Source organism: Bacillus sp. 05T22 (assembly GCF_056396765.1).
In genome coordinates this window covers 15,395-41,979 of the sequence record NZ_JBFTMC010000005.1, presented here as the reverse complement: position 1 = coordinate 41,979, position 26,585 = coordinate 15,395, and the positions used below count along the sequence as shown (strand labels likewise).

Below are 26,585 nucleotides of genomic sequence, written 5' to 3'. Positions count from 1 at the left end.
AAAATTGCTAAGTATTGTCGGAATTAAGAATATTTTAGGAGAGTTTGTCGCCTAATTGTAAAGTTAAAATTGGTATTAAGAATCGAATTTTTTAATTTTAGCAGCACGTAAAATGAATAAAAATGATTTCATTTTACACAATAAAGCTTTGTTTTAAAATCTATAAGTGAATAGTGAGGAATCGTTCTCATGTGAGGTTTTCTGACATGAGTTTTATTTTTGTCAAGAAAATTATTTGTATTCATGTAAACTTATTTAGTTGTCAGATTTCCTTTTTTGATTTATCATTTTTAACAGGGACAAAATGTAGTGAATTGTCGAATAATATGTAATACTCTTAATTTCTTAGTTTCATAGAACGAGAGAAGGGGAGAGTTAACGCATCTAAGAAGGGGGTTGCAGCAAGTATGAAAAAACTTGGACTTGCATGGCAAATTTTAATAGGTCTTGCGCTTGGTATTGCAGTTGGGGCAATTTTTTATGGCGATAGCACAGTTGTAGGATACTTAAAACCAATTGGTGATATTTTCATCAGATTAATTAAAATGATTGTTGTACCAATCGTCGTAGCGAGCATCGTTGTTGGGGTTGCAGGAGTTGGTGATGTTAAAAAGCTAGGTCGATTAGGCGGAAAGACAATTATTTACTTCGAAATTATTACAACGATTGCGATTGTTGTTGGCCTACTGGTAGCGAATATTTTTCAACCAGGAAAAGGCGTGAATATGGATCAGTTAACAAAGACTGATATTTCTAAATATGCAGAAACGACAGCTCAAGTGCAAAGTCATTCGTTTGCAGATACATTTGTAAATATCGTTCCGACGAATATTATGAAATCATTGGTTGATGGCGATATGCTTGCCATTATTTTCTTCTCTGTACTATTTGGTTTAGGAGTTGCGGCGGTTGGTGAAAGAGGAAGACCGGTTCTTCAATTTTTCCAAGGTGTAGCAGATGCAATGTTTTACGTAACAAACCAAGTTATGAAGTTCGCACCATTTGGTGTATTCGCATTAATTGGTGTTACAGTTTCTACATTTGGTTTAGCTTCACTAATTCCGTTAGGGAAATTAGTAATCGTCGTTTATGGATCCATGATTTTCTTCGTCGTAGTTGTATTAGGACTTACGGCAAAATTATTCAGGATTAATATTTTCCAATTCTTCAAAATTTTAAAAGATGAGCTGATTTTAGCGTATTCTACTGCGAGCTCAGAAACGGTTTTACCGAAACTGATGGAGAAAATGGAGAAATTCGGTTGTCCGAAAGCAATTACATCTTTCGTTATTCCAACTGGTTACTCGTTTAACTTAGATGGATCGACGCTATACCAAGCGATTGCGGCAATTTTCTTAGCGCAAATGTACGGTATTGATTTATCCATTACACAACAAATTACATTATTACTTGTATTAATGGTTACATCTAAAGGGATTGCCGGTGTACCAGGGGTATCATTCGTTGTACTATTAGCGACACTTGGTACAGTAGGTATTCCAGCAGAAGGTTTAGCATTTATCGCAGGTATTGACCGTATTTTAGATATGGCTCGTACAGCAGTTAACGTTGTAGGTAACTCTTTAGCAGCTGTTGTTATGTCTAAGTGGGAAGGTCAATATGACGATGCAAAAGGACAAGCCTATTTAAAAGAGATTTCAGAGAAACAAGCAGCGTAATAATTGTCGGAAAAGCCCTCACATAAGATGTGGGGGCTTTTCTGCATAGTAAAGGAGAGAGAATAATGAAACGGAAATACGGAGATGGTTCGTCCTGGGAACGGCTAATAGAGAAAACATATGAAGTGAAGATTATAGAGCAAGGAATGTTAGGGATACTGCATACGCCAAAAGTGACAGAGCCTAGTTACAAGCAATATAATAATCAAGAACTTTGCATTGTAAATGATGGATACACATGGGTGCAGTATTTTATAAATAATAAGCACTTTGCAATTACGGCTATGCTCGATGAAAAGAAGAACTTAGTGCAGTATTATATTGATGTGGCAAAAAAATTTAGAATAGATGGGCGAGGTATGCCCTATTTCGACGATTTATATTTGGATGTAGTGTTATTACCTAATGGTGAGGTATATTTACTGGATGAAGATGAATTAGAAGAAGCGTATATAGCTGGAGATATTTCTGAAGAAGAACATAATGTAGCGTGGGATACGGCCAAATGGCTTATGGAGGAAATTGAAAAAGAAAAGCTTCCTTGGATTGCAATTTTAGAAAAAGAAATTCAAAAATTAAAATGACTATTTTCCTTTCTTTATGCTGATTTATTCGTGTTTTTGTATAAATATCAAAAAATACCAACTGTTTTTATACAAATAATAATTGACTTTTGATTTGTAAGCGAGTAAAGTTAGGGAAGAAATTATTATTAAAAATAAAATATGAAACCTTCTTATAAAGAGAGGCGGAGGGACTGGCCCTACKATGCCTCGGCAGCGGACTCACGATGGAGTGCTGTGCCAAATCCAGCAAGCATGTGCTTGAAAGATGAGGAGAGTGTTTCTTATAGATGTATAAGACCTCTTCTTTTCGGAAGAGGTCTTTTGTTATTGAATAGAAAAGGTTTAGAAATAGGGAGAGATGTTATTTTGAAACAAACGAGAGGGAATGGTTTGGCGTTATTACCGCTTGGAATATTTTTGGGGCTATTTATTGGTTCTGGCATTATTACAGGTGATTTCTATAAATTGCCGATACTTGTTGCGATTTTAATAGCTGTAGGAACAGCGTTAGCGATGAATCGTAAGGAAAGCTTTACAGTGAAAGTTGAACGGTTTGCCAAAGGGGCTGGTAATCCGGATATTATGATTATGGTGTTGATTTTTGTACTTGCTGGTGCGTTTTCTGAAACAGCAAAAGGAATGGGTGGAGTTGACTCTACAGTTAATTTAGCACTATCTATTTTACCGCAAGGGTTTATCGTTGCTGGGATTTTTGTTATAGGGGCCTTTATTTCACTAGCGATGGGAACTTCGATGGGGACTATTGCAGCGTTAGCACCAATTGCTGTAGGGATTAGTCAGCAAACTGATATTTCAATTGCGTTAACGATGGCAACAGTTGTCGGTGGGGCAATGTTTGGTGACAATCTATCATTTATTTCTGACACGACAATTGCAGCTGTTCGTTCGCAAGGAACAGAAATGAAAGATAAGTTTAAAACGAACTTTTTAATTGTACTGCCAGCTGCAATTATAACGATTGTACTATTAGTAGTTATTACATTAGGGAATCATACAGAAATTAAGGCTCATACGTTTGATTGGGTGAAAATTTTACCATACGCAGGTGTACTTGTTACAGCGTTGCTTGGATGGAATGTGCTCATCGTATTAACAGGTGGAACTGTATTATCTGGCATTATCGGCCTAATAGATGGAAGTTATACATTAGCGAGTTTCTTTAAAAGTGTAACGACTGGCATTGGCGGTATGATGGAGTTGGTATTACTAGCAATTTTAATCGGTGGAATGGTTGAACTCATTCAATATAATGGTGGTATTCAATATTTAATGGATATATTAACACGTAATATTCGTTCGAAAAAAGGCGCGGAGTTTGGAATCGCCGGTTTAGTGAGTATGACGAATATGTGTACAGCGAATAAYACRATTTCWATTATTTTYACAGGMCCGCTTGCAAAAAATATTGCMGATCAATATGAAATTGATCCACGAAAATCAGCGAGTGTATTGGATCTTTTCTCATGTTGTATACAAGGATTAATTCCATATGGTGCTCAAATGTTAACGGCGGCAGGATTTGCGGCATTGTCACCGGTTGAATTGTTGCCATATGCGTTTTATCCAATCTTAGTTGGAGTTTGCGGTATCATTTCTATCTTAATAGGTTTTCCAAGATTTTCAAAGGTAGCGGAAAAAAAGCAATATCATAAAACAGCATAAAGAAAAGAGGATGTCTGATATAAGGCATCCTCTTTTCTTTATGAAGCGTATATACTTACTTCCAACCTGCTTTGTTTAACTTTATATGCATTTTAATGTAGGGCTGACCCGGAATAGGTCTTAAGTCTGATTCGAAAACGGTTCTTAAGCTCGTTATGGAAAGTCAAAAAAATAGTTAAGATAGGAGTATCAAATCGAAGGGAGGCAAGCACAAGATGAAACAATTTTTAGCGTTTATCGCGGCCGGTATTTTGGCTTTGATTGCTCTTGGTAGTCTTGCTGGTATTGTAGGATTCGTAATTGGAGCAGGGATTGTGTACTGGAGCTATAAATCATTTGTGCGAGCACAATCATTTTTTGGAAAGTTAGCTTGGGGTATTGTCGGTTTAATCGGCTTGTCAATTGCCCTTTCCCATTCCCCAGCATTAATCGGTATCGTAGCATTAGTAGTTTTATACTATGGATACCGTGAGTGGAAAAAAGAAAAAGATGTAGTAGTTGATTCTGCTTCAGAAGGCTCTAAACGATATAGCAACTTTGAAGATGAGTGGAACAAGTTAATGAAAAACTAATATAAAGCAATTTAAATCATAAAGTAGAAGAGAGGAAGATTATAATGAAACAATCTTTATTCGGACGTGTACGCGATGCAATTTTAGCAGATTTTCATAATGTTTTAGATGAGAAAGAAAGAAAAAATCCAATCGCTATGTTAAATCAATATTTACGCGATAGCGAGCGTGAAGTAACAAAAATTGAAAAGTTAATTCAGCGTCATAAAACACTAAAATCTAATTTTGCTCGTGAACTTGAGCAGGCTCGGTATTTCGTAAATAAGCGATCAAAACAGGCGATAATTGCACAAGAAGCAGGGGAAATGCAATTGCATGAACGTGCAGTAGAAGAAGTAGCATATTATGAAGGGCAAGTAGCTCGACTAGAAGAAATGTATGCAGGTGTAGTGGAGCAAATTGATGAGTTAGAACGCCGTCTTTCTGAAATGAAAAATAAACTAAAAGAAATGAATGCAAAGCGTATGGAATTAATGGCACGTGAAAACATGGCTCATGCGAACCGTCGCATGAATACAGCTCTTCATAAAATGGATGAGAACAACCCATTCTTACGATTTGAAGAAATTGAAGATCACATTCGTGATTTAGAACTTCGCATGAATGAAGATCATGAGCGTGATTCATTTGATATGAAAATTGCAAAGCTTGAGCGTGAAATGAAAGAAAAGGATGGAGTATCCTTAACAAAAGAAGTAACAAAATAATTGTAGTACATTATAAAACGAGCTTATGATATAGTGATAGAAGAAAAGGTGTTGGAAAGCAATACCTTTTTCTTCTATTTATATGTGACAAGAAGGAGGGGAGCTGAAATGAAGAAACAATTTTCAAAATCACAACTAGTGGGGATGCTCCTCATCATATTTGGATTTGGTCTTTTTCTTGATATGATTCTCGGACATTTTGAACCGGGTGCTCTTATTTTTGCATTTATTATGATTATGTTCGGAAGACATTATCGGAAAAAGAATCGCTATGTGAGAGGTAATGTGTTTTTATTTGTCGGAGGACTTATTTTTTTATTCTTCCTGTTTTCATCAGCAGCCTTCGTGCTTGTTGTAGTTACTTGCTTAGCTTTCATCGGTTATCAGCTTATACAAGGACAGCARAAGCCAAAAACTGTACAGGTAGAAATTAAGGAAAAAGGATATATAGATGAAGAAAAACAAATCTATCGTACAGAACCATATCTTAAAAATATGATGGTAGGTAACGTAAGAATGATGGATCATATTTATGAATTAGAGGATATTAATGTCCAGTACGGAGTCGGTGATGTTGAAATTGACTTGACGACGGCGATGATTCCTGAAGGAGAAACGGTTATCGTTATTCGTGGCGTTATTGGTAACATTCGTTTGTATGTTCCGTACGATATTGAATTATCTTTAAATCATTCTGTTATTGTTGGTAGAGTACTACTTCCAGGACATGAAGAGACAGGATTTAATCGGAATGTTACATTCAAAACAGAACAGTATAGGGAAGCTCCTCGGCGTATTAAAATAATTTCTTCGCTTGTCGTAGGCGATACGGAAGTGAGGAAAGTATAATGAAAAAGCAAAAGAATATTTCATGGATGTATATTCGGTACTCTATGTTATCTTCTGTTAGTATTGCAATTATTTGTACGATTGTATATGTATGGAGAAGTAGAGAAGATGTATACGATTTATTGTGGAAAGAATCCATTGCTTCTGTTCCAATTAGCTTGTTCATTATGAGCACAAGTCTTCTTATTGGGGGAATTGTTGGATATGCAATTGGTTACTATATGCAGCAGCGTATTCAAGGTTTAAATACTTTTTTATTTGAAGTAGAGCGAGGTAATTTTCCAAAAGACGTTTCGTTTACTGCAGAGGATGAATTTCATGAAGTAGAGAGAAAAGTAATTGCGCTTGCTAAGCGATTAGAGGAACAAGCCGGATTATTTCAAAAAGTAACGAATGAACGAGCTCATTGGAATGAAGAGATGAGACAAGAAGCTATTTCTCAAGAAAGGCATCGATTAGCTAGAGAACTGCATGATTCAGTGAGTCAGCAGCTTTTTGCAATGTCTATGATGATGTCAGCTATTAATGAACAGGTAGCTCAAATTCCAGAAACAACAAAAAAGCAATTGCAGCTTGTGGAAAATATGGTCGTAAATGCACAATCAGAAATGAGAGCATTGCTGCTTCATTTACGTCCTGTACAACTTGAAGGTAAAAAATTAACAGAAGGTATAGAAGAGTTACTAACAGAGCTTTCAAGAAAACAGCATATGAAAATTGAATGGTTGATTGAGCCAATTCAATTGAAAAAAGGTGTGGAAGATCATTTATTCCGTATTGTGCAAGAAGCTTTATCCAATACGTTACGGCATGCGAAGGCAAAGAAAACGGAAGTTCGTCTTCGTCAAATCGATCAATATGCAATTTTAAAAATCATTGATGATGGTGTTGGGTTTGAAGTAGGTGTCAATAAAGCTGGATCATATGGTCTGAGGTCTATTCAAGAGCGTGTTCATGAAATTGGTGGAACACTAAAGGTACTAAGTTTTCCGAATAAAGGTACACAAATTGAAGTGAAAGTACCAATTATAATAGAGAGAGAGGGGGAGTAGCATGATTAAAGTACTGCTTGTAGATGATCATGAAATGGTGCGGATGGGTGTATCAGCGTATTTATCAACTCAGCCGGATATCGAAGTGGTTGGCGAAGCTGAAAATGGAAGAAAAGGTTCAGAATTAGCATTAGCATTAAAGCCAGATATTATTTTAATGGATCTTGTTATGGATGAAATGGATGGTGTTGAGGCAACGCGTGCCATTATTCAAGAATGGCCGGAAGCAAAAATAGTTGTCGTGACAAGTTTTTTAGACGATGAAAAACTATATCCTGTTATTGAAGCAGGTGCAACGAGCTATTTATTAAAAACATCAAGAGCGAGCGATATCGCAGATGCAGTACGAGCGACTTATGATGGGGAAACAGTACTTGAGCCGAAAGTTACTGGGAAAATGATGTCCCGTATGCGTCAAAAGAAAGAACAGCCACTTCATGAAGATTTAACAGAACGAGAGTTTGAAATCTTATTATTAATTGCAGAGGGAAAGAGTAATCAAGAAATTGCGGATGATTTATTTATTGCATTAAAAACCGTAAAGACACATGTAAGTAATATATTAAACAAGTTGAATGTAAGTGATCGTACACAGGCTGTTATTTATGCATTTCGACATCAATTAACGAAATAAAATGTGGCTTCCACTGTATATGACTTGTTTCATTGGTGGACGTTGTCTTTATCCCGCTATTTACGGGCAGTAAGATCTCCATCTCAAAATTCAGTGAAAGCAAAGAGGTTAGGGGGGGTGGAGCAACTGCCCGTAAAAGCTTGATTGGTGAGGGTTAATAATCAGTGGGGGATGAAGAAAACCCCGTTGATTAAAGTTTTACGTTATTGACGCATTTATTTGTAAGCGTTATCATCTGATTGGAAATAGTACATACAAAGGGGGAGATTGTGTATGTTAGTTCAAACAGTATTTGAAATGGGTAAAAATAAAAAGTTAGAAAACTACGTGAATGCATTGCAAGCACTTAAGGAGCAATACGATATTGAAACAGATTGTATTGCGATAATTGAAGCGACAGAAGAATATTATTTATTTCTAGTAAAACAAACAGATTGCTATGATGTTGTGAAAGTAGAAACAGTTGATACAAACCTTGAGTATTATACGAAAGCGTATAAAATAAGTAGTTTCAGTCATACTTCCTACCGAGTGTAAAAAACTCCCTTAATCGGGAGTTTTTTACTAAGATGCTTTAGGTTCAGAAGGAGTTTCCGTTAGTGGTATTGGTTTTGTGCCCTTTAATTTTGCGACTACAAGACCGATTGTTGCTCCAGCAAGCGCTGGTAATAACCAACCAATTCCTTCATTATAAAATGGAATAAATTCAAAGTAAGAGGTAATGAATGTAACAGATACATTTCCTTGCTTTAGTCCATCAAACATACTTATTACTGCAGCCCCGATTAAAGCACCAACATAAACAGAACGGTAACCACCAAAGTACTTATGGAGTAATGATAATAGTACGAGTACGATAGCAATTGGATATACAACTAGTAAAATTGGAACAGAGATTGCAATGATTTTTGTTAAGCCTAGGTTTGCTACTAGAAGTCCTAATACACAAATGATACCTGCAAGCTCTTTGTAAGAAAATTTTGCAAATAATGTTGAGAAATATTGGCTACATGCTGATACAAGTCCAACGCATGTTGTTAAACAAGCCAGTGTAACGATAACCGCTAATAAGGCAAGGCCATATGGGCCGAATAACTGTTGTACAATAACTGTAAGTAATTGACCGCCATTTTTTGCATATCCAAGTGAAACACTAGTTACACCTAGCCAGCCAAGTGCTCCATATACGAGTACGAGCCCTGCAGCTGCAATAAGTCCTGCTTTTGTCGTTGCAATTGCAACAGCTTTACGATCTTCTACACCTTTTGAGCGAATTGCATTCACGACGATAATCCCAAATGCAAGTGCCGAGATCGTATCCATTGTTAAATATCCTTCCATAAATCCTTTGAAAATAGGAGAAGTTTGATACTCCTGCATCGATGGACCTGAATTTCCGAGTGGTGTGAAAACACTTTTTACAAACAATAAGAAAATAGAGAATAGTAAAATAGGCGTTAGCACATTTCCGATACGATCAACGAGTTTAGAAGGATTTAAGCTAAGCCAAAATACGATAGTGAAAAAAATGACCGTATATATAAATAAGGATAAGCTACTAGTACGAATTGTTTCTGGTAAGAAAGAACTAACACCCATTTCGTAAGCGACGTTAGCGACACGTGGAATTCCCATGGAAGGGCCAATTGCAATATATACAACTACTGTAAATGAAATTCCAAATAAAGGGTGAACATGACTTGCAAGTTGTTGCATTCCATTTCCTGAAAGAGAGATTGCAATAACAGTTAATAACGGTAAGCCAACTCCTGTTAGTAAAAACCCGAGCATTGCTGGCCAGAAGTTTTCACCAGCGTTTTGTCCAAGCATTGGAGGGAAAATTAAATTACCTGCTCCAAAAAATAAAGAAAATAGCATAAGACCTGTGAAAAAAATATGTTTTTTTGATACAGTGTTCATTGTGTTTCCTCCTTTTATAAAAATTCATTCGTAAGAACACAAAAAACTCGCCCCTTAAAAAGGGACGAGTTATATTTACCCGCGATACCACCCTAGTTCATACACGTAGAAATACATCTATATGTATGCGGCTTTGCAACGTACAACATGATACGTGTTCCTTGTAACGGGGGACGACCGGTAAGAACTTACTACATCCTTCGGTTCTACTTCTCGGAGATGATTTTCGGTTATGAGCTGAACGTTGGCTTTCAGCAAGATGCCAACTCTCTGGGGAACAGCTTTATATAACGTACTCGTTCTCGTCAATGAATTTTGTTCAAGTATTCTGACAGTATTTTCACATGTTTTTTTCATAAAGTCAATAGATTTTTTGAATAAAATTTTGAGGGAGTGTATCTATATGAGAAATAGAACGAATAAAATTTGCAAAAGCTTCCTGATCTGTCGGGCCTTCGGAGCGATTTCTGCCCTCTTTAAATGTCAAAAATTTATCTCCTCCATTTGCTAAGAAAGAATTGACTACTACAGAGTATATTTGATCATCGCGTAATGGTGTTCCGTCATCTAATGAAATTGTTTGGACGATGCTATTTTTCCAACTATAACGAATCCCTGAAATTTGTAGCATGCGAGTTTCTTCTTTCCATTGCTCTTGCAAGACATTTCGAATTTCTTTTCCAGACAAATACATTTTAATTAATTTGTTGCCGAATGGTTGTATGAGGAAGGTATCTTCCCATGTAATTGTTCCTTTTTTTAAATTATGCCGGATGCTTCCAGGATTTACAAAAGCAATATCCGCCTGCATAGTTTGGCGCTGGGCTATTGCGAGAACAGTTCCTAAATTTGATTCGCCGTGTCCATTTTGATTACGAGTTAACTCATGGTCCGTTATTCCGAGTTGTTCCTCTACTTTAGATTGGATTTTTGAGGCGTAAGAATCTATCCAGTTTCTTGTGTGTAAATCAGGAGAAATTACATTTTGATAGACAGGGATAATTGTTGCAGCTTTTTTCGTAATATCTTTCGTTTTACGATTTAATGTAAAGGTGACGTTTGAAAATGCTTTTCCGTATGAGTAGGCTTGAACAAGCAATTTGCCGTTCACATTTCCATTTATATAGGAGTGGGTATGACCACCAAAAATAATATCAACATCAGGATCTATTTGATTAGCTAAATCAGCTAAAGGTCCATTTGTATTACTTTCTGTCGTATTACCACCTAGGTGGGCAAGAATAACAAATGCATGAATGCCTTTCTTTTGTAGTTGATACACATAAAGATTAATCGAAGAAGCTTCATCTAAAAAACGAATAGAAGACATATCGTTGTACATTGTTAGAAAAGGAGTATCGCTTGTAGAAACGCCGATGAATGCGATTGGAATTCCATCAATCCATTTAATTATATATGGGGAGAAGAGTGGTTGATTCGTTTCACTGTATACAATATTTGCGGATATATAAGGAAAGGAGCTACCTGAAAACGAGCTTGTTTGTGTAACGGATTCGCCATTAATTAGTTGTTGCAGAGCAATGGGCCCCCTATCGAACTCATGGTTTCCTATTGTACCAACATCAAATTGAAGATTATTTAAAAACTCCATCGTTGGTTCATCATGAAAAAGTGCTGAAATCGGAGGACTCCCACCAATCATATCTCCTGTATGAACAAGTAAGGTGTTAGGGTTTTTATCGCGGTAGGATTGAATGTAAGCAGATATGTAATCAGCACGCCCTACAGCTTTATCGTGCAACGCTGAAGTCGTATTTAATTGGCCGTGAAAATCATTGAGGCCGAGAATTTGCACGGATATGTCGGTAGGTGGAGAAGAAGGGAATAGAAAAGAAAAAATTAGTTTGATAAGAAAAGGGAGTAATAAGAAATAATTCATATTGACACTCCTCAATTAAAAATATTTTAGGATGTGGATTTTTATGTACTGCTCGTAAAGACCCGATTGGTGAGAGTTGATAATCAGTGAGGGATGAAGAAAAGCCTTACTGATGGACGTTTCACTTTATTGTATGAGGAGTGGAAGGGAATCTTTTGTAAAAAGTACGTAAAAGTGTAGAGGTGATGTAAAATTTTTTTTGAGAAATATGACAATTAAAACAAGAAGGCAGGAATCTTTTTTATTAATAGAGAATAATACTACAATCCACTTGCTGGAAAGAACAAACTAAAAAGAGGTGACGGAAATGCTTGCGATGGGTGTATTGTTCGGAATTATAGTGATTTGTGGTTTTATATGGTTATATTATTCGCGTTCATTTAAACAAGCAGAAGTGTTACTTTTTCAAAAAGGAAGTTTGTTGACAAGTCAGTCCAGATATTTAGTATGTCCAAAGTGTGGAAGTGCACAGGCCAGAAGTGGAGGGTATCAAGAATGTTGCAAAATTAGGTTATGAAAGGAGAAAGCCTCACAAAATTATGTGAGGCTTTCTTAAAATTTTGTAGCACTCCAAATAGTCCAGCGATCTTGTTCAATAATCGGAGCTATATTGTTTAGTTTAGAGTGAATGTGATGGAGTAATTGAGAAAGTTCATTGTCTGTTAATTCGTATAAAATGGATCGGCCTGTTCGTGGTGATAAATCTTGTAATAATGTTTCAATCGAATCATGGATTTTTCGCACTTCCCACATTGTTTGAAGGGGAAGTGGATACATGCCGTTTTGTGCGATGAGTTGTTGTATGTGCGTTGCTTTCGGTCTTCGCTTTTCCTCTATTTGAATGAGCTTAGGATAGATGGAGAAGAAATACCCACGAATATGTTCTGGGCTTCCTGGAATTGTACAATCTTCAATGGTACGATCTTGAAGAATGAGCCTTCCATTTTTCTTTAAGATACGTGAGGCCTCTTGTAAAAATTTCGGGATGTCTTGTAAATGATGGATAACAGCACGAGAAATCACAATATCAAAAGTTTCATTAGCAAACGGCATATGGTGGGCATCACCATGAATAAATGAGATGTTTGGGACGGAAGCGCAATTCTCTGTTGCCGCTTGCAACATTTTTTTTGAGAAATCGAAGCCGATGACTTTGCTAGCTCTCATAAGAGCCAGTTTTTTCGTATAAATACCACCACCGCAGCCGATATCAATTATGTTTTTACCACTTACATCAATTATATTTTGAATCATCTCACACCAAGAGGAATCTGCTTTTCGCGTGGCGTAGGTGTACTTATTATTAGCATCATGAAAATTAATGGACATGTGAAAACCTCCCTTCGTATTTAGTATATCTTATTTCATCATACATAACGTTTTTGTTTCATTTTCAAGGACAATAAGCTTTTCTTATTGTTCTAGATAGGAGAGAAAAAATTGAAAAGAAAATGGGTGTTTTTCTTACTATTTTTTTTATTAGCATCGTGTAGTCAAGTTGAACAAAAAAAGGAGAAAAAACAAGTAGAAGAGACGGTGAATCCTATGCAGGAAAGTATACAAGTAACAATTATACAAAAAGGAAAGCTTGAAAAGGTTTTAAAGCAAGAGGAAGCAAAGAAAGTGGTGGATATTATTAATAAAGCTGAGAAACAACAAATAACAGGGGGTTTTGGAGAACCAGAGTACGAAATCCAAATTGAGAAAAACGGAAAGAAGAAAATATATCGTGCATGGCTAAGAGGGGAATCTCGTCAAGGGTGGCTACAGGATGAAAAAGAGACGTATATGCTTACAAAATCTGAGACAGAGCAACTTTTATCTATACTTCCAGGTGCTACTGAGCAACAAAATGATGATACAAAAGTGAACGCTTTAATAGAAGTGACAAAAAAGGACATGCAAATTACTGCTTTTCATATTAAAACAGATGAGAAAAAAATAAAATACACAGTATTTTATACAATCTCGGATTCTTTATATAAAACTTTAGAAAAAGAAGGGGAGTATTATTTTCAATTGATTTTTCCTGAAAAAATGCAACAGGTAGTCGGAAAGAAAATGAGTGAAACTATTGCAGGAGAAAAAGTTAGAGAAGGATATAAACAATATGAAGTGAATCTTACTGTACCTATAGAGGGTGCATCAACTTCCCAGTTAAAAGCATTAGAAACTTATTATGATCATTATGATTTACAAGTATTGAATCATAAAAAAGAAAAAGTAGGTACGTTTCAAAATATTATTCAAATTGTAAAAGAGTATGGTGAAAAAATGAATTTGCAAAGATAGTCAAAAACTTTCCTAGGAAATGATAATAGAGTGAACCTAAAAGGTTCACTCTATTATTTTGTTTTGGTAGACGGCTCATTTAACGATTTTCGTGTAATAAGATAGGAAATCATAAGAGCAGAAAGAATTATAAGAATAATAAAGAGATGCTTTGGTAACAAATCTAATAGTAAGACATAGCCAACTGTATAAAAGATTAATGCCGAAGCTAAAAAAGAAAGGGCACTAATCATGAAAGATTGTAATCTCATTTTTGTCTACCTCCTTTCGTTATTAGTTTTGGCTAAAATTGGATGAAATAAACGTCATTTTTAATAATTGAACACGCTCTACAAAAAAAGAAATAAGCTATCCAAAATTTTGGTTAGCTTATTTCTTTTTGGGAAAAATATGAAGGTGTATATTTAATTCGTTAGTTTAGTAACAAATAGCGGGATAAATCTAAATCGTTCATATATTTTTCACAAAAACACCGTGTTTATAGTGATTAAAATCACAACCTTCCATTTTGGCTTCGTTTACAATAACAATATACAAGGAAATAGAGGAGTGGGATACAATGTTAAGTGCAAAAACAATTGAAATAGTAAAATCAACAGTACCATTATTACAAGAAAAAGGTGTTGAAATTACGACACGCTTTTATCAAATTATGTTCTCGGAACATCCGGAATTATTAAATATTTTTAACCATACAAATCAGAAAAAAGGAAGACAGCAACAAGCGTTAGCAGGTGCAGTGTATGCAGCAGCAACGTATATTGATAATTTAGAAGTTATTATTCCTGTTGTAAAACAAATTGCTCATAAGCATAGAAGTTTAGGAATTAAAGCTGAACACTATCCAATTGTAGGGAAATGTTTACTACAAGCAATTAAAGAGGTTGCGGAGGCACCACAAGAAGTGTTAGATGCTTGGGGAGAAGCGTATGGTGTAATTGCTGATGCATTTATTAGTGTCGAAGCAGGAATGTATGAAGAGGCAGCGGAAAAAGAAGGAGGATGGAAAGATTTCCGTAACTTTATCATTGTAAAAAAAGAGAAAGAGAGCGACGTAATCACATCATTTTATTTAAAACCAGAAGATGGAGGGAAGCTATCTTCATTCTTACCTGGTCAATATGTAACGATCCAATTAAATATAGAGGGTGAAACATATACACATAATCGACAATACAGCTTATCAGATGCTTCTGGTAAAGACTATTATCGAATTAGTGTAAAACGAGAAACAGCTACAGAGACACCGGATGGAAAGATATCTAATTATTTACATGATCACATCCAAGAAGGAGATATTCTTCCATTAAGTGCACCAGCAGGAGATTTCGTATTAAATATGGATTCAAACTTACCGATTGTGTTAATCAGTGGCGGTGTTGGTATTACGCCGATGATGAGTATGCTAAATACATTAATTGAGCAAGCTTCAAATCGTAAGGTATACTTTATTCACGCAGCATTAAATAGCAATGTGCATGCGATGAAAGAGTATGTACAGCAAGTAGAGAGCGACTATGAACAAGTAGAAGCATACACTTGTTACTCTTCGCCAACAGAACAAGACCTACAAATGAAAAACTTTGATAAAGAAGGTTTCATTGATTTAGATTGGCTGCAATCTATCATTCCTACGTCTGAAGCAGAATTTTACTTCTGTGGCCCGGTACCATTTATGAAGCATATTAATGCGGCTTTAGTAGAATGGGGAGTTTCACCTGAACACATTCATTATGAATTTTTCGGACCGGCAGCAAGCTTATCATAAGGAAAACAAAAAAACGAGGTGTTAGTTTACCTCGTTTTTTGTTTGTTCTCGTAACAAGCGATTTACTGTTTCACGACGTACACCGATAAGTTGTCCGATTTCTGTTTGTGTTAATATTTCATAAATGGGAATTCCTCCTAAATAGAGTGCGAACCACTCTTGTAAACGGTGGAGACGTTCTTTTGGAGAAACAGTTGTTAATTGATCGATTCGTTGCTGCATCATTCGCAATTTCGTTTGTAGTTGCATGGCGATGTCAGCATATAATTCTGGATTCTCCTGTAGTTTTTCGTACCATGTATTACATACAATGGGTTGGACCTCTGTCTTAATTAAAGCGATGGCTGTACCATGATATTCTTTCGGTGAAATTAAAGAATGGTGAGGAATTGTCTCACCAGGAACGATAATATTAAATAAAAATGGTGTTCCGTCTTCTTGTAACCGAACGACCTTTAATAGACCAGTTTTAATAAAATATAAAGGTCCTTCTTCACCTTGACGAAATAGTATACCCCCTTTATGTAGAATCAATGTTAGCACCCCATTATTTAGTTCTATTAGTTTATTGTAAGTGATATACATATAAATTCAAATACAAAAGGTGATGTATATATCCATTTTGATTTTCCAGCATATAAATCGTTGCTATGAAGAACAAAATGTGACCGCACTCGTTTTTCTCTTTGCTTTCACTTGGTATAGGGACAGGAAGAGGGGCTGATTGCTTCTATGCATAGCCGGATGATCTCTCTCACTTACAAAGAAAGGTTTTATGTCAGTGTTTCAATTTGCACTTATATTGTTATAAACAGCAATTTTATTGACGAAACGTATGCTATTACAGTAGTATACTATTTAGTGTGTAATAGTACTAGCAATGAATACGCTGTAGGGGGTTTAGTATATTGTTAGATGCGAAAATGACTGATATGAAAATTCCAGCTAATGCTGTCATACATGTGGAAGAGATGAAAGGTGGAGTCGTTCTATCAGTTGAAATAGATGGTCAAATTATTTATACAATGGCTTATGACGAAGAAACGGATAGCTACGCTGAATTGTATGATAGAAATGATAAACGAGCACGTCAAGTACATGAAGATTTTATGGGGTGGTCACTCCTTCACTAAAAGATGTCAATATGACATCTTTTTTTGTTGAATCGATTGATTATACGAATTTATGTAATAAATAGATAAAATTTGTAATAATTGATTTTGCATTGTTAGCATATTGTAAAGGCAAAGTGTCCTTTTTTTCGCTATCATAGAGGTAACAGCCCAGCTATAGGAGTGTGATCACCATGGACAAATTATATATTTCAAATTTGATGTTGTTGTGTGTGTGTACAGTATTATGTTTTATTTTAGGGATGTTTTTGTATTCCTGCGTATGAAAAAACGCATTCTAAAAAGAACGCGTTAGAGGAAAGAACTGATAATCAGTTTAGTTCCAAGAATAAGTAATGTGATACGCAATAAATTGATAATCGCATTACCGCTTAATTTTGTATTAATGTAAGCTCCGATTTTTCCGCCAATCCAAGCACCTGGAATAAGAATCAATGCATAAATCCAGCTTACATTGCCAAGAGAAATATGAGTCAAAGAACTTACAATTGCTGATAAAAAGACAATAAACATTGAAGTTGCAACAGCAATTTGTGCAGGAAATGCAAAAAGAAGCATCATTGCTGGAACGAGCAATACACCGCCACCAATTCCAAATAATCCAGATATGAAACCAACTACAAATGCGATAATAATCGAAAGAAACGGTGGGAATTGATAATAAACGGTTTTACCTTCAGAATCCGTGAAAGAACGTTTAATAACAGTTGCATCTGAGAGGGAAAGAGGTTTCAATTTATCACGTAACAAGAGAAGGATAGATACAAAAATAAGGAAAATTCCAAAGTATAAAGAGAAAGAATCCTGATTCAAAAATTTGTTTGCCCACGATCCAATAATCCCTCCAGGACCGCTCCCTATAAATAAAATAAGTCCACTTTTATAATCTACTCGCTTATGTTTCATATAAGTAAGAGTAGAGGAGAGACCAGTGAAAACTACGGTCACAATTGATGTTCCAACTGCGAGTTGTGGTGATAAACTATGCAGTCCAATTAGTAAAGGGACGATGATAATTCCTCCGCCAAGCCCTACTAGGCTTCCGACTGTTCCTGCGATTAATCCAATGAAAAGTAACATGATATATTCCAAAATTGCCAACTCCTCTGTATAACTAATCCAACATTCATTATACACACTTTTTGAAAAGAAATAAGATTGTTCACAAAAAAGTCGTCTTCCTAGAAAAATAAGGAAGACGACTTTTGATTAGAAAATTAAATGTAATAGGCAATAGAATAGAGCAGCTAATGAAGCTGAAATTGGAAGTGTAATCACCCATGTAATTAACATGCGCTTTGCAGTTCCCCATTTTACACCTTTTACACGATGTGAAGCACCTACCCCTAAAATAGAAGAAGAGATAACGTGCGTTGTACTAACTGGTAAATGAATAAATGTTGCTCCGAAAATGACAAGAGATGATGATAAATCAGCAGCTACACCGTTTACAGGACGAATTTTCATAATTTGTCCCCCAACAGTTTTAATAATTTTCCATCCACCGACAGAAGTACCAAGACCCATTGCAAGAGCACATGAGAATTGAACCCATAAAGGAATATCTCCAGAATTATGAAGGCCATTTGTCATTAATGCCATTGTAATAATACCCATTGCTTTTTGAGCATCGTTTGTACCATGTGTATAAGCTTGTAGTGCTGCGGTAAACACTTGGAATAAACGGAAGTTTTGATTCGTTTTCGTTAAATTAAAGTTTTTAAAGACAACTTTAAAAATACTATACACGATAAAACCAATAACAAATGCAACGATTGGTGAAATAATTAAAGCTTCAATAATTTTAATAAATCCTTTGAAATTAATTGCACTTAGACCAGCAGCAGCAATTGCAGCACCTGCGATTGCACCAATAATTGCATGCGAAGAACTACTTGGGATTCCATAGTACCAAGTAATTAAGTTCCAAACAATTGCAGCAAGCAGAGCGGCTAAAATAACATATGATCCATGTTCTAAAGCAAAAGGATCAACAATGTCTTTTGTAATTGTTTTTGCTACACCTGTAAATGTCATTGCACCTAAAAAGTTCATAATAGCTGCCATGATAATGGCTTGTCGTGGCTTTAAAGCTTTGGTAGAAACAGCTGTCGCAATGGCGTTCGCTGTGTCATGGAATCCATTAATAAAGTCGAAAGCTAAAGCACAAATGACTATTAAAACAGTTAAAATCAAGACTGTATCCATGATCAAACTCCTTATGCGTTCTTCATAATAATTGTTTCTAATACGTTTGCAACGCTTTGACAGCTATCAGCAACTTCTTCTAGCTCTTCATAAATTTCTTTGAATTGAATGATCTTGATCGGATCTTTTTCACGAGAGAATAAATGTTTAATGGCGTGACGACGAATATCATCACACTGTGATTCGTAATCCTTAATTTTAATTGCATTTGTGCGAATGTCCACTAATTTCTTATTCGACATAAGTTCAACGGAGTTTGCAATTTCAATCGCACATTGATTAATTGCCTCCACAAATTTAATCATGTATTCATCTGCCTCTGTAATAGAATACATTTCGAATAAACCTGCACTGTGGTCTAATCCGTCTAGTACATCATCCATGCTCATTGCAAGTTGCAGGATGTCTTCACGTTCAATAGGAGTAATAAACGCTTTGTTTAGCTCCATAATGATTTCGTGAATAAATGAGTCACCTTTTGACTCATATTCTTTCATGCGCATAGAAAATTCTTTTAAATCGCTAGCATTTTTAATTTTATACTCCACGAAAAATTGCGCGCCTTCTTTTAAATTTTCAGAAACATTCATTAACATTTCAGAAAATTTATCTTTTTTAGATTTAAATACCATTATTGTTACCCCCACGAAAAGTAATATATGTAAAATATATTGGCTAGTCAATTCTAACAAAAAACTGTCGGTTTTTAAAACATTTTATCGAAAAGTTTACAAAAACTTAACATAATACATATTGATGCATTAATAATATTAATAACGACTAATGAATATCTTACTTGTAGAATGTCCTTTTCTTGCAAAAAGTATGAATGAGAAAGAAATACTTTACACTTGAAGAACTATTACGTTATTATAATAAATTTAAAAGGAGGGAGTTTCTTCCTTTTTCTGATGAAAGTGTAAATAAATGAAGGAAGTGAATAAATGAAATTGAACAACACTCATTTCAAAAAAATGCTTGAGTGGTTCAACAAGAGGAAGAAATTGCGCAATATATTATTAATTTTTGGCGGTTTTTTCGTTACCCTATTTATTGCGGTAAATATAATGATCTCCATTCAAGACATATCTGCATTAAAACAGGCTGTTCCGCAGCCAACACTTATTTACGATGCCAATAAAGAAGTGGCAGCAAAGCTATCTTCTTCCAAGGCGGAAGGTATTAAAAGAAAAGATATTCCCGATATTATGATTCAAGCGGTTGTAGCAGTAGAGGACAAAGAGTTTTTTAGCCATCATGGTATTGACTATAGTGGGATTATGAGTGCCATATTAAAAAATATTACGGCGGGAGAAGTAGTTGCTGGTGGCAGTACAATTACACAACAGCTTGCGAAAAATGTATTTTTAACACAAGAACGTACATTTTCACGTAAGTTTAAAGAGTATTTTTTGACGAAGAAGATAGAGCGTACGTATACAAAAGATGAAATTATTGAAATGTATATGAATCAAATTTATTTTGGTGAAGGAGCTTGGGGGATAAAAAAAGCAGCGAAATCATATTTCGATAAAGAAGTAAAAGATTTAACAATAGCAGAAGCTGCGACAATAGCAGGATTAATTAAGGCACCGTCAACCTATTCACCATATAAAAATTTTAATAAGTCAATTGAAAGACGGAATGTTGTTTTAGCACTAATGAAAGAGCAAGGGTATATTACAGAAAATCAATACAAGAAAGAGCAAGAGACAGGCCTTGCATTACGACGAGGTGTTGATGATAAGTATAAAGGAAAATATTCGCAGTATGTGGATTATATTGTACGTGAGGCAATGGAGAAATATGAATTGACGCAAAATGAAATTTTAGCTGGTGGATATCGTATTTATACAGAGCTTGATCCGAAAAAACAACAAGCAGTAGAAGATGTTGTGAATAATGATAATTATTTCCAAGGGAGTAACGCTGATCAGCCTATGCAAACGGGCGTTGTTTTGATGGACCCGAAAACTGGTGGTGTACCCGCACTAGTCGGCGGGAGGGGGACGTATCAATTTTTGCAATTTAACCATGCAACGCAATTAAAAAGGCAACCTGGTTCAACCCTAAAGCCTTTTGCCGTATATGTACCAGCATTAGAACAAGGATATGAAGTATATGATGTTTTAAAAGATGAGCCGCTTAATATAAAAGATTATGCGCCCCAAAATAGTGATCATGCTTTTCATGGTGATGTTACAATGTATGAAGCGATTGCTAAGTCCTATAATGTACCAGCTGTTTGGTTGTTAGAACAAATTGGATTGGAAAAAGGTTTGAAGTCATTAGAGCGTTTTGGTATCCCACTACAAGCAGAAGACCGTACTCTTCCTATTGCTTTAGGGGGAATGCATACTGGAACTTCTCCATTTGTAATGGCTCAAGCTTACGCTACTTTTGCTAACGATGGTGTACAAGTTGAAGGGCATGCAATCCGGGAAATACAGAATGCTGAGGGAGAAACAGTTGGGAAATGGTATAAAAAAGAAACCCGTGTAACGAGTGAGAAAGTTGCTCAAAAAATGACGTACTTATTAAAGGGTGTTGTTGAAAAAGGAACGGGTGAAAAAGCAAAGGTGAAAAATATTGATACTGCTGGAAAAACGGGAACCACTCAGCTTGTGGATGGTCCAAGCAGCGGAGCGAAAGATTCTTGGTTTGTTGGCTATACACCGGATTTAGTGGGGGCTATTTGGATAGGATATGATAAAACAGACAGTGAGCATTATGTGCCAGGTGGTAGTCAAATTACAACGACAATGTTTCGAGATATTATGAAAAAAGCTGATGAAAACCCTAGTCAAAAAGCATTTCAATTATCGCTTATATCAGAAGCTGACTATTCGAAACAATTAAAGACAATTGAAGAAGAAAAGAGAAGAAAAGAAGAAGAGAAAAAGCGTCAAGAAGAAGAAAAACAGAGAAGAGAACAACAAAAAGAATGGATTGATAAAGTAAAAGAGTGGATTCCATTTTTGTAAAAATAAAAAGAGACGAATGATTATATTCGTCTCTTTTTTATATGAAGTGAAAAAATTTTTAGCAAGTGTATTACTGTTCATTGAGGCGAATGATTACGTTGGAATGGGATTGTGAAGTGTAAATAATGGAAATTGTTCCTTTGCTAATTGGCTCATAAGGTAGGTCTTCTTCGTATTTTCCAATATTTTTATTGTGAATGGATAATGTGATTTCATCGATTTTCTGATTTTTATATTGTTCTTTAATTTTTTTAGCAATCTGATTCAGGTCATGATGGGAAGCAGCTTCTGTAATAATCATTCCTTTGATAACTTTTTTTTCTTTAGATGAGGAAGAGGATAGAGGGACTGTATTTTGTTTTGCATATAGTAGCTCATATGGAGCTATATTGCTGTTTTCTGCTGCTTTTGATGTAGCAGTATATTCTAAAGTTAAAAAGAATGCTGAGCATAAAAATATACATGACATAAGGGAAATCCAAAAGCGTATTGACAATAAGACTTTCATTTTCATCCCTCTTTCATATCATTGTCTTCTTTATCTATCATACAAAATAAGCGTTAAGCTAGAGTAAATTTGAAGTAAAGAAACGTAAAGAAGGAAATCAAATATTTAAGATGAGATGAATAGCATCTAGTTATTTCTTACTGTGTATGTGTGTTAGATTTGGAATGGAGGAAGAGACAGCAGTTAGAAAAGTGAAAAAAGAAACAGGAATAGACATCGAACGAATTAAGCTTTGTGGCATTTCTCATGAAAGAGGAAAAGGAATAGATAATACATATTGATTAGGGGAATGGATTGGCGGAGAACTAAGGACGTGTGCTGAAAGTTTATAAATCGTATATTTTCAATATATTTATTTAATTATATCAGTGGGGCTTCATCCCCACTGATTATTTTTAGGGATATGCTATAAGCCCGCCCCTTTTTGTGCTAATGGAATTGAGATGATAAATGTTGTTCCATTTTCATTACTAGAAACTTTTAAAGTTCCATTGTGATTTTGAATGATTTTTCTTGTTACTGATAATCCGAGTCCAGTTCCTGCATCTTTTGTAGAGAAGAATGGATCAAATATATAGTCTTGAATCGCTGGAGGAATACCAGTTCCATTGTCTTGGAAAGTAATGCGAGCAAAATTATCCAAACGATGACTAGTGATTTGAATGGACAAAGATTTATCACTTTTTGCATCCACAGCATTTTGAAATAAGTTTAGGAAAACTTGAACGAGCTCATGTCGATCAATATTCACTAATATGTCTTCTAAATCGGAGGATAAATTATATTCAATAGAAATGTTATGCAAAAATACTTCACTAGCTAGTAGCTGTTGGATATATTCACGTAAAAAAGTATTAATGGGAAATGGTTCTCTTTTAAATTCGTGTGCTTTTGAAATAGATAAAAATTTAGTGATGATACTATTGGCACGATCTAATTCAGGAATGAGTAAATTTTGAAAAAGCTCTTTATTAGAAGGTGAAACACTTTCTTGTAAAAATTGTAAATAACCGCGTACTGTTGTAAGTGGATTACGAACTTCATGTGCAATTCCAGCTGCAATTCGACCCGCTAATGCAAGTTTTTCGGCATCACGTTCGGTATTTAAATAATGAAAGACACTAATCACACGGAAGATTTCTCCATTATAGTCACGGATAATTCGATTGTCAGAAATACCATAATTTGTATCTAACACCTCTTCGTTGTAAATCTCTTTTCCGCTCCTTAATGTTTCTAAAGCTTTAATTTTTTCTTCAGGTAAGTTTAATAGCTTTTGAATTGGTTGACCAATTATATCGTTTCGTGATATTCCCAAATCATCTGCTGCAGATTGATTGCATAATGTAATGATGCCTTTATTGTCAATAAAGGTGACATGATGCGAAAATGCATCAAAAATATGAACAAAGTGTTTTTCAAGTTGCTCAAATAGAAATAAGGAATCGCAAGTTAGTACAAAGTTTGATTCTATATCTTCTTTTGGTATGCGATTAATGTAATGAGAAGTCCCTTTTTTATGTAATTGTAAACCTAGTTGTGAATTTTCGTATGTAAAATGATGTGGTAATTGGTTCACCAACTGTTCATAAAACTGTACTTTCTTTTCTAATTCTTTTATTTGATTTTCATGAGATAAAGTAGTATCCTCTTGAATCATAAATAAATAACTCCTCAATTTAAAAATTCTTCCATCTAGTATATCATATTTTTATAAGGATGCTCTTGAAGAAGATTGAAACTTTGTTAATTAGGTGTGTACTGATTGATAAAAATAGGATAAGGAGGGATAAGGGTGATTTCTATTGGATTAACAGGATGGGGAGATCACGATTCTTTATATATGGATTCCTATGAAAATAGAAATAAATTGCGAACATATAGTGAGTATTTTCCTATTGTTGAAGTAGATAGTTCGTTTTATGCGATGCAACCAGTTCGGAATTATATGAAATGGGCCGGAGAAACACCAAAAGATTTTTCATTTGTTGTTAAAGCGTATCAAGGGATGACGGGACATATACAGGGAGAGATTCCATTTTCCAATTTCGATGAGATGTTTGAAATATTTAAACAATCGATTATTCCACTTCAAGAGGCAAATAAATTAAAGGCGATATTATTTCAATATCCACCTTGGTTTGATTGTCAGAAGAAAAATGTAGATTTACTTCGTTATACAAAAGAAAAAATGGAAGGATTACCGTGTGCCATAGAGTTTCGAAATCAAACATGGTTTAATCCAAATATGCATGATAAGACATTACAATTTTTAGAACAGGAAAAGTGGATTCATACGATTTGTGATGAACCACAAGCTGGAATTGGTTCTGTTCCACTTGTATTAGAAGCAACTCATCCTGAAATGGCACTGATACGCTTTCATGGTCGTAATATTCATGGATGGCTTGATAAAGGAGAAAATTGGCGAGCAGTTCGCTGCTTATATCGTTATAATAAACAAGAGCTAGAAGAATGGACAGAGCGATTACATACATTGCAGAAAAAGACAAAAAACATATATGTACTATTTAATAATAATTCAGGCGGGGATGCTGCTGATAATGCAAAACAACTCATGGAGATGATGCATATTACATACGGCGAACCAAAACCAGAACAACTCAATTTATTTGAATAAACGCAAAAAAAAGAAAAACACTGTACAAACAGGGGGAATGTACAGTGTTTTTCTATATGAAAAAGAGGGGTAACAATGTTACTGAGCGTTTGGTTGATTCATCAATTGTTGGCTTCATAATAAATGATAATGGTTATCATTATCATTGTCAACGTTTTTTTCGTAAATAAAATAAAAAACTTGATTTTTATGTGGAAATAGCCTGATGTGGGTTTTGAATAAAGTTTGATTGTTATTAAAAAAATGCATCAAACTTTATGGTAAATATGCAGGTTTTTTCTTTTCTTATTAAGCTAACATAGTGGAATAAATAAGTTAAACATATTGAAACGATTGCTAACAGTCGTTTCAAAGTGAGCCGTCCTATCGATTCACGATTCCTCAGTTACACATTGCCGCTAAAATTGGCATTAGTGTCATTCCTTTTGCGGTTAAAGAATATTCAACTTTTGAAGGGATTGAGGATATTCTTTCCTTTTCACGATACCACTGCATTCTAATTCACTTAGTTGAGAACTTAACATTTTATTTTCCACTTCCCGCCGATAATGGACATTGTGTAATCAAAGGGACTTTGTTAGAAGCACCTAATGTGTATCCAGGCTATCAAGTACCTTTCGTAGATAAAATTCGTCATGAAGTAAATAGTAAGACGACAGCTGTTGGTTTAATTGAAAGTGGTAAACAAGCTGAAGAAATATTAAGGAATCAACGTGCAGACTTAATAGCGATCGGAAGGCCTTTATTAGTAAATCCATTTTGGAGCGTCAACGCATCGAAAAGTTTAAAAGTTGAAATAGATGGTCCTGGTGTATATAAGAAGTATTGGTACGCTTAATGTGTATTTAAAACAAAGCTTAAAGTTGTATGGTTTATAAAAAAGAACAGCGCTTAGCGCTGTTCTTTTTTATTTACATATTGTTGTAAATCAAATGGAGTTATTTCTTGAATAAACTCCCTTGAGATAAGTGATTGAACAAGAGTGCTTTCTGAGATTGTAGCACCTGTTTTCTTTTGATACGCTTGTTTTAATAAGCCGAGTTTTTCTGCTGTTTCTTTTGGTAATTCAATTGTTAGTGTGTTCATAATTTCTCCCCCTTATTACTAGAGTACCACTACAAAATAGGAGAAACAAGAAAAGAGAAAATGAAACATAAAAAAGGTTACCAAGTTTAAAGCTGGTAACCTTTTTTATGTATAAGACTGTTGTAGGTCTTCGTTTACAGCGAACCATTTATGTTTTTTTACTTTTTCATTGTAAAATAAAATGGAGTGACGAACATTTTCGTTTTCATCGATGACATCACCGACTTTTAATTGTAAAATCTCGCTTACTTTTAGACCGGAATTTACAGCTAATACGAATAATAAGCCATCGCGTTTCGAAGATTGTAAAAGTATATTTTTGATTTTTTCTAATTGTTTTTCGTTTTGAATAGGTTGTCCTACTTGTTTCATTTCACGCACTCTCCTCTTTTATATGTGTAAA

General features: G+C 35.0%; 27 protein-coding genes, 2 pseudogenes, 1 riboswitch and 1 other annotated feature. Of the genes and pseudogenes, 16 read left to right on the top strand and 13 right to left on the bottom strand.

The window, feature by feature from the left end:
* The first annotated feature begins 407 nt into the window (after positions 1-407).
* From gltP to AC1DIT_RS02980, 9 genes are all read left to right on the top strand, one after another.
* A complete protein-coding gene (gene gltP / locus AC1DIT_RS03020; RefSeq protein ID WP_016114026.1) occupies positions 408-1,679 on the top strand; it encodes a glutamate/aspartate:proton symporter GltP in 1,272 nt (423 codons plus the stop codon).
* Positions 1,680-1,744: 65 nt separating this feature from the next.
* A complete protein-coding gene (locus AC1DIT_RS03015; RefSeq protein WP_016114027.1) occupies positions 1,745-2,263 on the top strand; it encodes a ribonuclease FAU-1 family protein in 519 nt (172 codons plus the stop codon).
* 149 nt (positions 2,264-2,412) lie between these two features.
* Positions 2,413-2,517, top strand: a riboswitch (SAM riboswitch).
* A gap of 94 nt (positions 2,518-2,611) precedes the next feature.
* Positions 2,612-3,928 carry a Na+/H+ antiporter NhaC family protein gene (locus AC1DIT_RS03010; protein WP_033671057.1) on the top strand — a complete coding sequence of 439 codons (1,317 nt, stop codon included), beginning with the start codon at positions 2,612-2,614 and terminating at the stop codon, positions 3,926-3,928.
* Positions 3,929-4,143: 215 nt separating this feature from the next.
* Complete coding sequence (locus AC1DIT_RS03005) at positions 4,144-4,500, top strand: lmo0954 family membrane protein (protein ID WP_016114029.1); 357 nt, start codon at positions 4,144-4,146, stop codon at positions 4,498-4,500.
* Between the two features lie 44 nt (positions 4,501-4,544).
* The gene (locus tag AC1DIT_RS03000) at positions 4,545-5,207 is read left to right on the top strand and encodes a PspA/IM30 family protein (protein WP_016114030.1); all 663 of its coding nucleotides are present in this window, start codon (positions 4,545-4,547) and stop codon (positions 5,205-5,207) included.
* 108 nt (positions 5,208-5,315) lie between these two features.
* Entirely contained in the window at positions 5,316-6,056 is a 741-nt protein-coding gene (gene liaF / locus AC1DIT_RS02995; protein ID WP_016114031.1) for a cell wall-active antibiotics response protein LiaF, read from the top strand.
* Entirely contained in the window at positions 6,056-7,108 is a 1,053-nt protein-coding gene (locus AC1DIT_RS02990) for a sensor histidine kinase (protein WP_016114032.1), read from the top strand. Before liaF ends, AC1DIT_RS02990 begins: the two co-directional genes overlap by 1 nt.
* 1 nt (position 7,109) lies before the next feature.
* Positions 7,110-7,742: a response regulator gene (locus tag AC1DIT_RS02985; protein ID WP_016114033.1), complete on the top strand. Its 633-nt coding sequence runs from the start codon at positions 7,110-7,112 to the stop codon at positions 7,740-7,742.
* A 273-nt stretch (positions 7,743-8,015) separates the two neighbouring features.
* Positions 8,016-8,279: a DUF3992 domain-containing protein gene (locus AC1DIT_RS02980; RefSeq protein WP_016114034.1), complete on the top strand. Its 264-nt coding sequence runs from the start codon at positions 8,016-8,018 to the stop codon at positions 8,277-8,279.
* A gap of 27 nt (positions 8,280-8,306) precedes the next feature.
* Here AC1DIT_RS02980 and brnQ3 read toward each other — a convergent pair whose 3' ends face one another.
* Both brnQ3 and AC1DIT_RS02970 read right to left on the bottom strand, forming a co-directional pair.
* Complete coding sequence (gene brnQ3, locus AC1DIT_RS02975) at positions 8,307-9,662, bottom strand: branched-chain amino acid transport system II carrier protein BrnQ3 (protein WP_016132636.1); 1,356 nt, start codon at positions 9,660-9,662, stop codon at positions 8,307-8,309.
* Between the two features lie 57 nt (positions 9,663-9,719).
* Positions 9,720-9,980 (bottom strand) — a binding site (T-box leader).
* A gap of 43 nt (positions 9,981-10,023) precedes the next feature.
* Complete coding sequence (locus AC1DIT_RS02970; protein ID WP_016131280.1) at positions 10,024-11,562, bottom strand: bifunctional metallophosphatase/5'-nucleotidase; 1,539 nt, start codon at positions 11,560-11,562, stop codon at positions 10,024-10,026.
* Positions 11,563-11,869: 307 nt separating this feature from the next.
* On the opposite strand from AC1DIT_RS02970, the gene AC1DIT_RS02965 reads away from it, so the two are divergent.
* Positions 11,870-12,079, top strand: coding sequence for a hypothetical protein (locus tag AC1DIT_RS02965; RefSeq protein WP_016114037.1), 210 nt, complete (start codon positions 11,870-11,872; stop codon positions 12,077-12,079).
* A 35-nt stretch (positions 12,080-12,114) separates the two neighbouring features.
* Here the strand turns inward: AC1DIT_RS02965 and AC1DIT_RS02960 are convergent, their stop codons facing one another.
* Positions 12,115-12,891: a class I SAM-dependent methyltransferase gene (locus tag AC1DIT_RS02960; protein ID WP_016114038.1), complete on the bottom strand. Its 777-nt coding sequence runs from the start codon at positions 12,889-12,891 to the stop codon at positions 12,115-12,117.
* Between the two features lie 111 nt (positions 12,892-13,002).
* Between AC1DIT_RS02960 and AC1DIT_RS02955 the strand changes: the two genes are divergently transcribed.
* The gene (locus AC1DIT_RS02955; RefSeq protein WP_016131281.1) at positions 13,003-13,854 is read left to right on the top strand and encodes a YhfM domain-containing protein; all 852 of its coding nucleotides are present in this window, start codon (positions 13,003-13,005) and stop codon (positions 13,852-13,854) included.
* Positions 13,855-13,907: 53 nt separating this feature from the next.
* Here the strand turns inward: AC1DIT_RS02955 and AC1DIT_RS02950 are convergent, their stop codons facing one another.
* Positions 13,908-14,105: a hypothetical protein gene (locus AC1DIT_RS02950; RefSeq protein WP_016131282.1), complete on the bottom strand. Its 198-nt coding sequence runs from the start codon at positions 14,103-14,105 to the stop codon at positions 13,908-13,910.
* Positions 14,106-14,413: 308 nt separating this feature from the next.
* On the opposite strand from AC1DIT_RS02950, the gene hmpA reads away from it, so the two are divergent.
* A complete protein-coding gene (gene hmpA / locus AC1DIT_RS02945) occupies positions 14,414-15,622 on the top strand; it encodes an NO-inducible flavohemoprotein (protein ID WP_016131283.1) in 1,209 nt (402 codons plus the stop codon).
* 21 nt (positions 15,623-15,643) lie between these two features.
* Here the strand turns inward: hmpA and AC1DIT_RS02940 are convergent, their stop codons facing one another.
* On the bottom strand, positions 15,644-16,156 hold the full coding sequence (locus AC1DIT_RS02940) for a Crp/Fnr family transcriptional regulator (RefSeq protein WP_033671031.1): 513 nt from the start codon (positions 16,154-16,156) through the stop codon (positions 15,644-15,646).
* Between the two features lie 374 nt (positions 16,157-16,530).
* Between AC1DIT_RS02940 and AC1DIT_RS02935 the strand changes: the two genes are divergently transcribed.
* A complete protein-coding gene (locus AC1DIT_RS02935) occupies positions 16,531-16,755 on the top strand; it encodes a hypothetical protein (RefSeq protein ID WP_003196257.1) in 225 nt (74 codons plus the stop codon).
* A 291-nt stretch (positions 16,756-17,046) separates the two neighbouring features.
* On the opposite strand, the gene AC1DIT_RS02930 is transcribed toward AC1DIT_RS02935, so the two are convergent.
* The 3 genes from AC1DIT_RS02930 to AC1DIT_RS02920 all read right to left on the bottom strand — a co-directional run bounded on the left by AC1DIT_RS02930 (position 17,047) and on the right by AC1DIT_RS02920 (position 19,595).
* Positions 17,047-17,847: a sulfite exporter TauE/SafE family protein gene (locus tag AC1DIT_RS02930; protein WP_016114043.1), complete on the bottom strand. Its 801-nt coding sequence runs from the start codon at positions 17,845-17,847 to the stop codon at positions 17,047-17,049.
* Between the two features lie 117 nt (positions 17,848-17,964).
* Positions 17,965-18,963, bottom strand: a complete 999-nt coding sequence (locus tag AC1DIT_RS02925; protein ID WP_003196261.1) for an inorganic phosphate transporter — start codon at positions 18,961-18,963, stop codon at positions 17,965-17,967.
* Between the two features lie 11 nt (positions 18,964-18,974).
* Positions 18,975-19,595 carry a DUF47 domain-containing protein gene (locus AC1DIT_RS02920; protein ID WP_000231447.1) on the bottom strand — a complete coding sequence of 207 codons (621 nt, stop codon included), beginning with the start codon at positions 19,593-19,595 and terminating at the stop codon, positions 18,975-18,977.
* 312 nt (positions 19,596-19,907) lie between these two features.
* Here AC1DIT_RS02920 and AC1DIT_RS02915 point away from each other — a divergent pair, with 312 nt between their 5' ends.
* Positions 19,908-21,947 (top strand): transglycosylase domain-containing protein, encoded by a 2,040-nt coding sequence (locus AC1DIT_RS02915; RefSeq protein ID WP_016114044.1) that lies wholly within the window; start codon positions 19,908-19,910, stop codon positions 21,945-21,947.
* A 70-nt stretch (positions 21,948-22,017) separates the two neighbouring features.
* On the opposite strand, the gene AC1DIT_RS02910 is transcribed toward AC1DIT_RS02915, so the two are convergent.
* Together AC1DIT_RS02910 and AC1DIT_RS02905 are read right to left on the bottom strand one after the other, a co-directional pair.
* Positions 22,018-22,455 (bottom strand): hypothetical protein, encoded by a 438-nt coding sequence (locus AC1DIT_RS02910; RefSeq protein WP_016114045.1) that lies wholly within the window; start codon positions 22,453-22,455, stop codon positions 22,018-22,020.
* A 406-nt stretch (positions 22,456-22,861) separates the two neighbouring features.
* Positions 22,862-24,115 carry an ATP-binding protein gene (locus AC1DIT_RS02905; RefSeq protein ID WP_016114046.1) on the bottom strand — a complete coding sequence of 418 codons (1,254 nt, stop codon included), beginning with the start codon at positions 24,113-24,115 and terminating at the stop codon, positions 22,862-22,864.
* A 135-nt stretch (positions 24,116-24,250) separates the two neighbouring features.
* Between AC1DIT_RS02905 and AC1DIT_RS02900 the strand changes: the two genes are divergently transcribed.
* Positions 24,251-25,096, top strand: a complete 846-nt coding sequence (locus AC1DIT_RS02900) for a DUF72 domain-containing protein (RefSeq protein WP_016114047.1) — start codon at positions 24,251-24,253, stop codon at positions 25,094-25,096.
* 381 nt (positions 25,097-25,477) lie between these two features.
* Here the strand turns inward: AC1DIT_RS02900 and AC1DIT_RS02895 are convergent.
* Positions 25,478-25,652, bottom strand: a pseudogene (locus tag AC1DIT_RS02895) (winged helix-turn-helix transcriptional regulator).
* Positions 25,653-25,688: 36 nt separating this feature from the next.
* Here AC1DIT_RS02895 and AC1DIT_RS02890 point away from each other — a divergent pair.
* The gene (locus tag AC1DIT_RS02890) at positions 25,689-25,934 is read left to right on the top strand and encodes an oxidoreductase (protein ID WP_016114048.1); all 246 of its coding nucleotides are present in this window, start codon (positions 25,689-25,691) and stop codon (positions 25,932-25,934) included.
* 53 nt (positions 25,935-25,987) lie between these two features.
* Here the strand turns inward: AC1DIT_RS02890 and AC1DIT_RS02885 are convergent, their stop codons facing one another.
* Together AC1DIT_RS02885 and AC1DIT_RS02880 are read right to left on the bottom strand one after the other, a co-directional pair.
* Complete coding sequence (locus tag AC1DIT_RS02885) at positions 25,988-26,182, bottom strand: DUF3924 family protein (RefSeq protein WP_016114049.1); 195 nt, start codon at positions 26,180-26,182, stop codon at positions 25,988-25,990.
* A gap of 114 nt (positions 26,183-26,296) precedes the next feature.
* Positions 26,297-26,554: pseudogene (locus tag AC1DIT_RS02880) on the bottom strand (site-specific integrase); the annotation flags it as partial.
* Between the last annotated feature and the right edge of the window lie 31 nt (positions 26,555-26,585).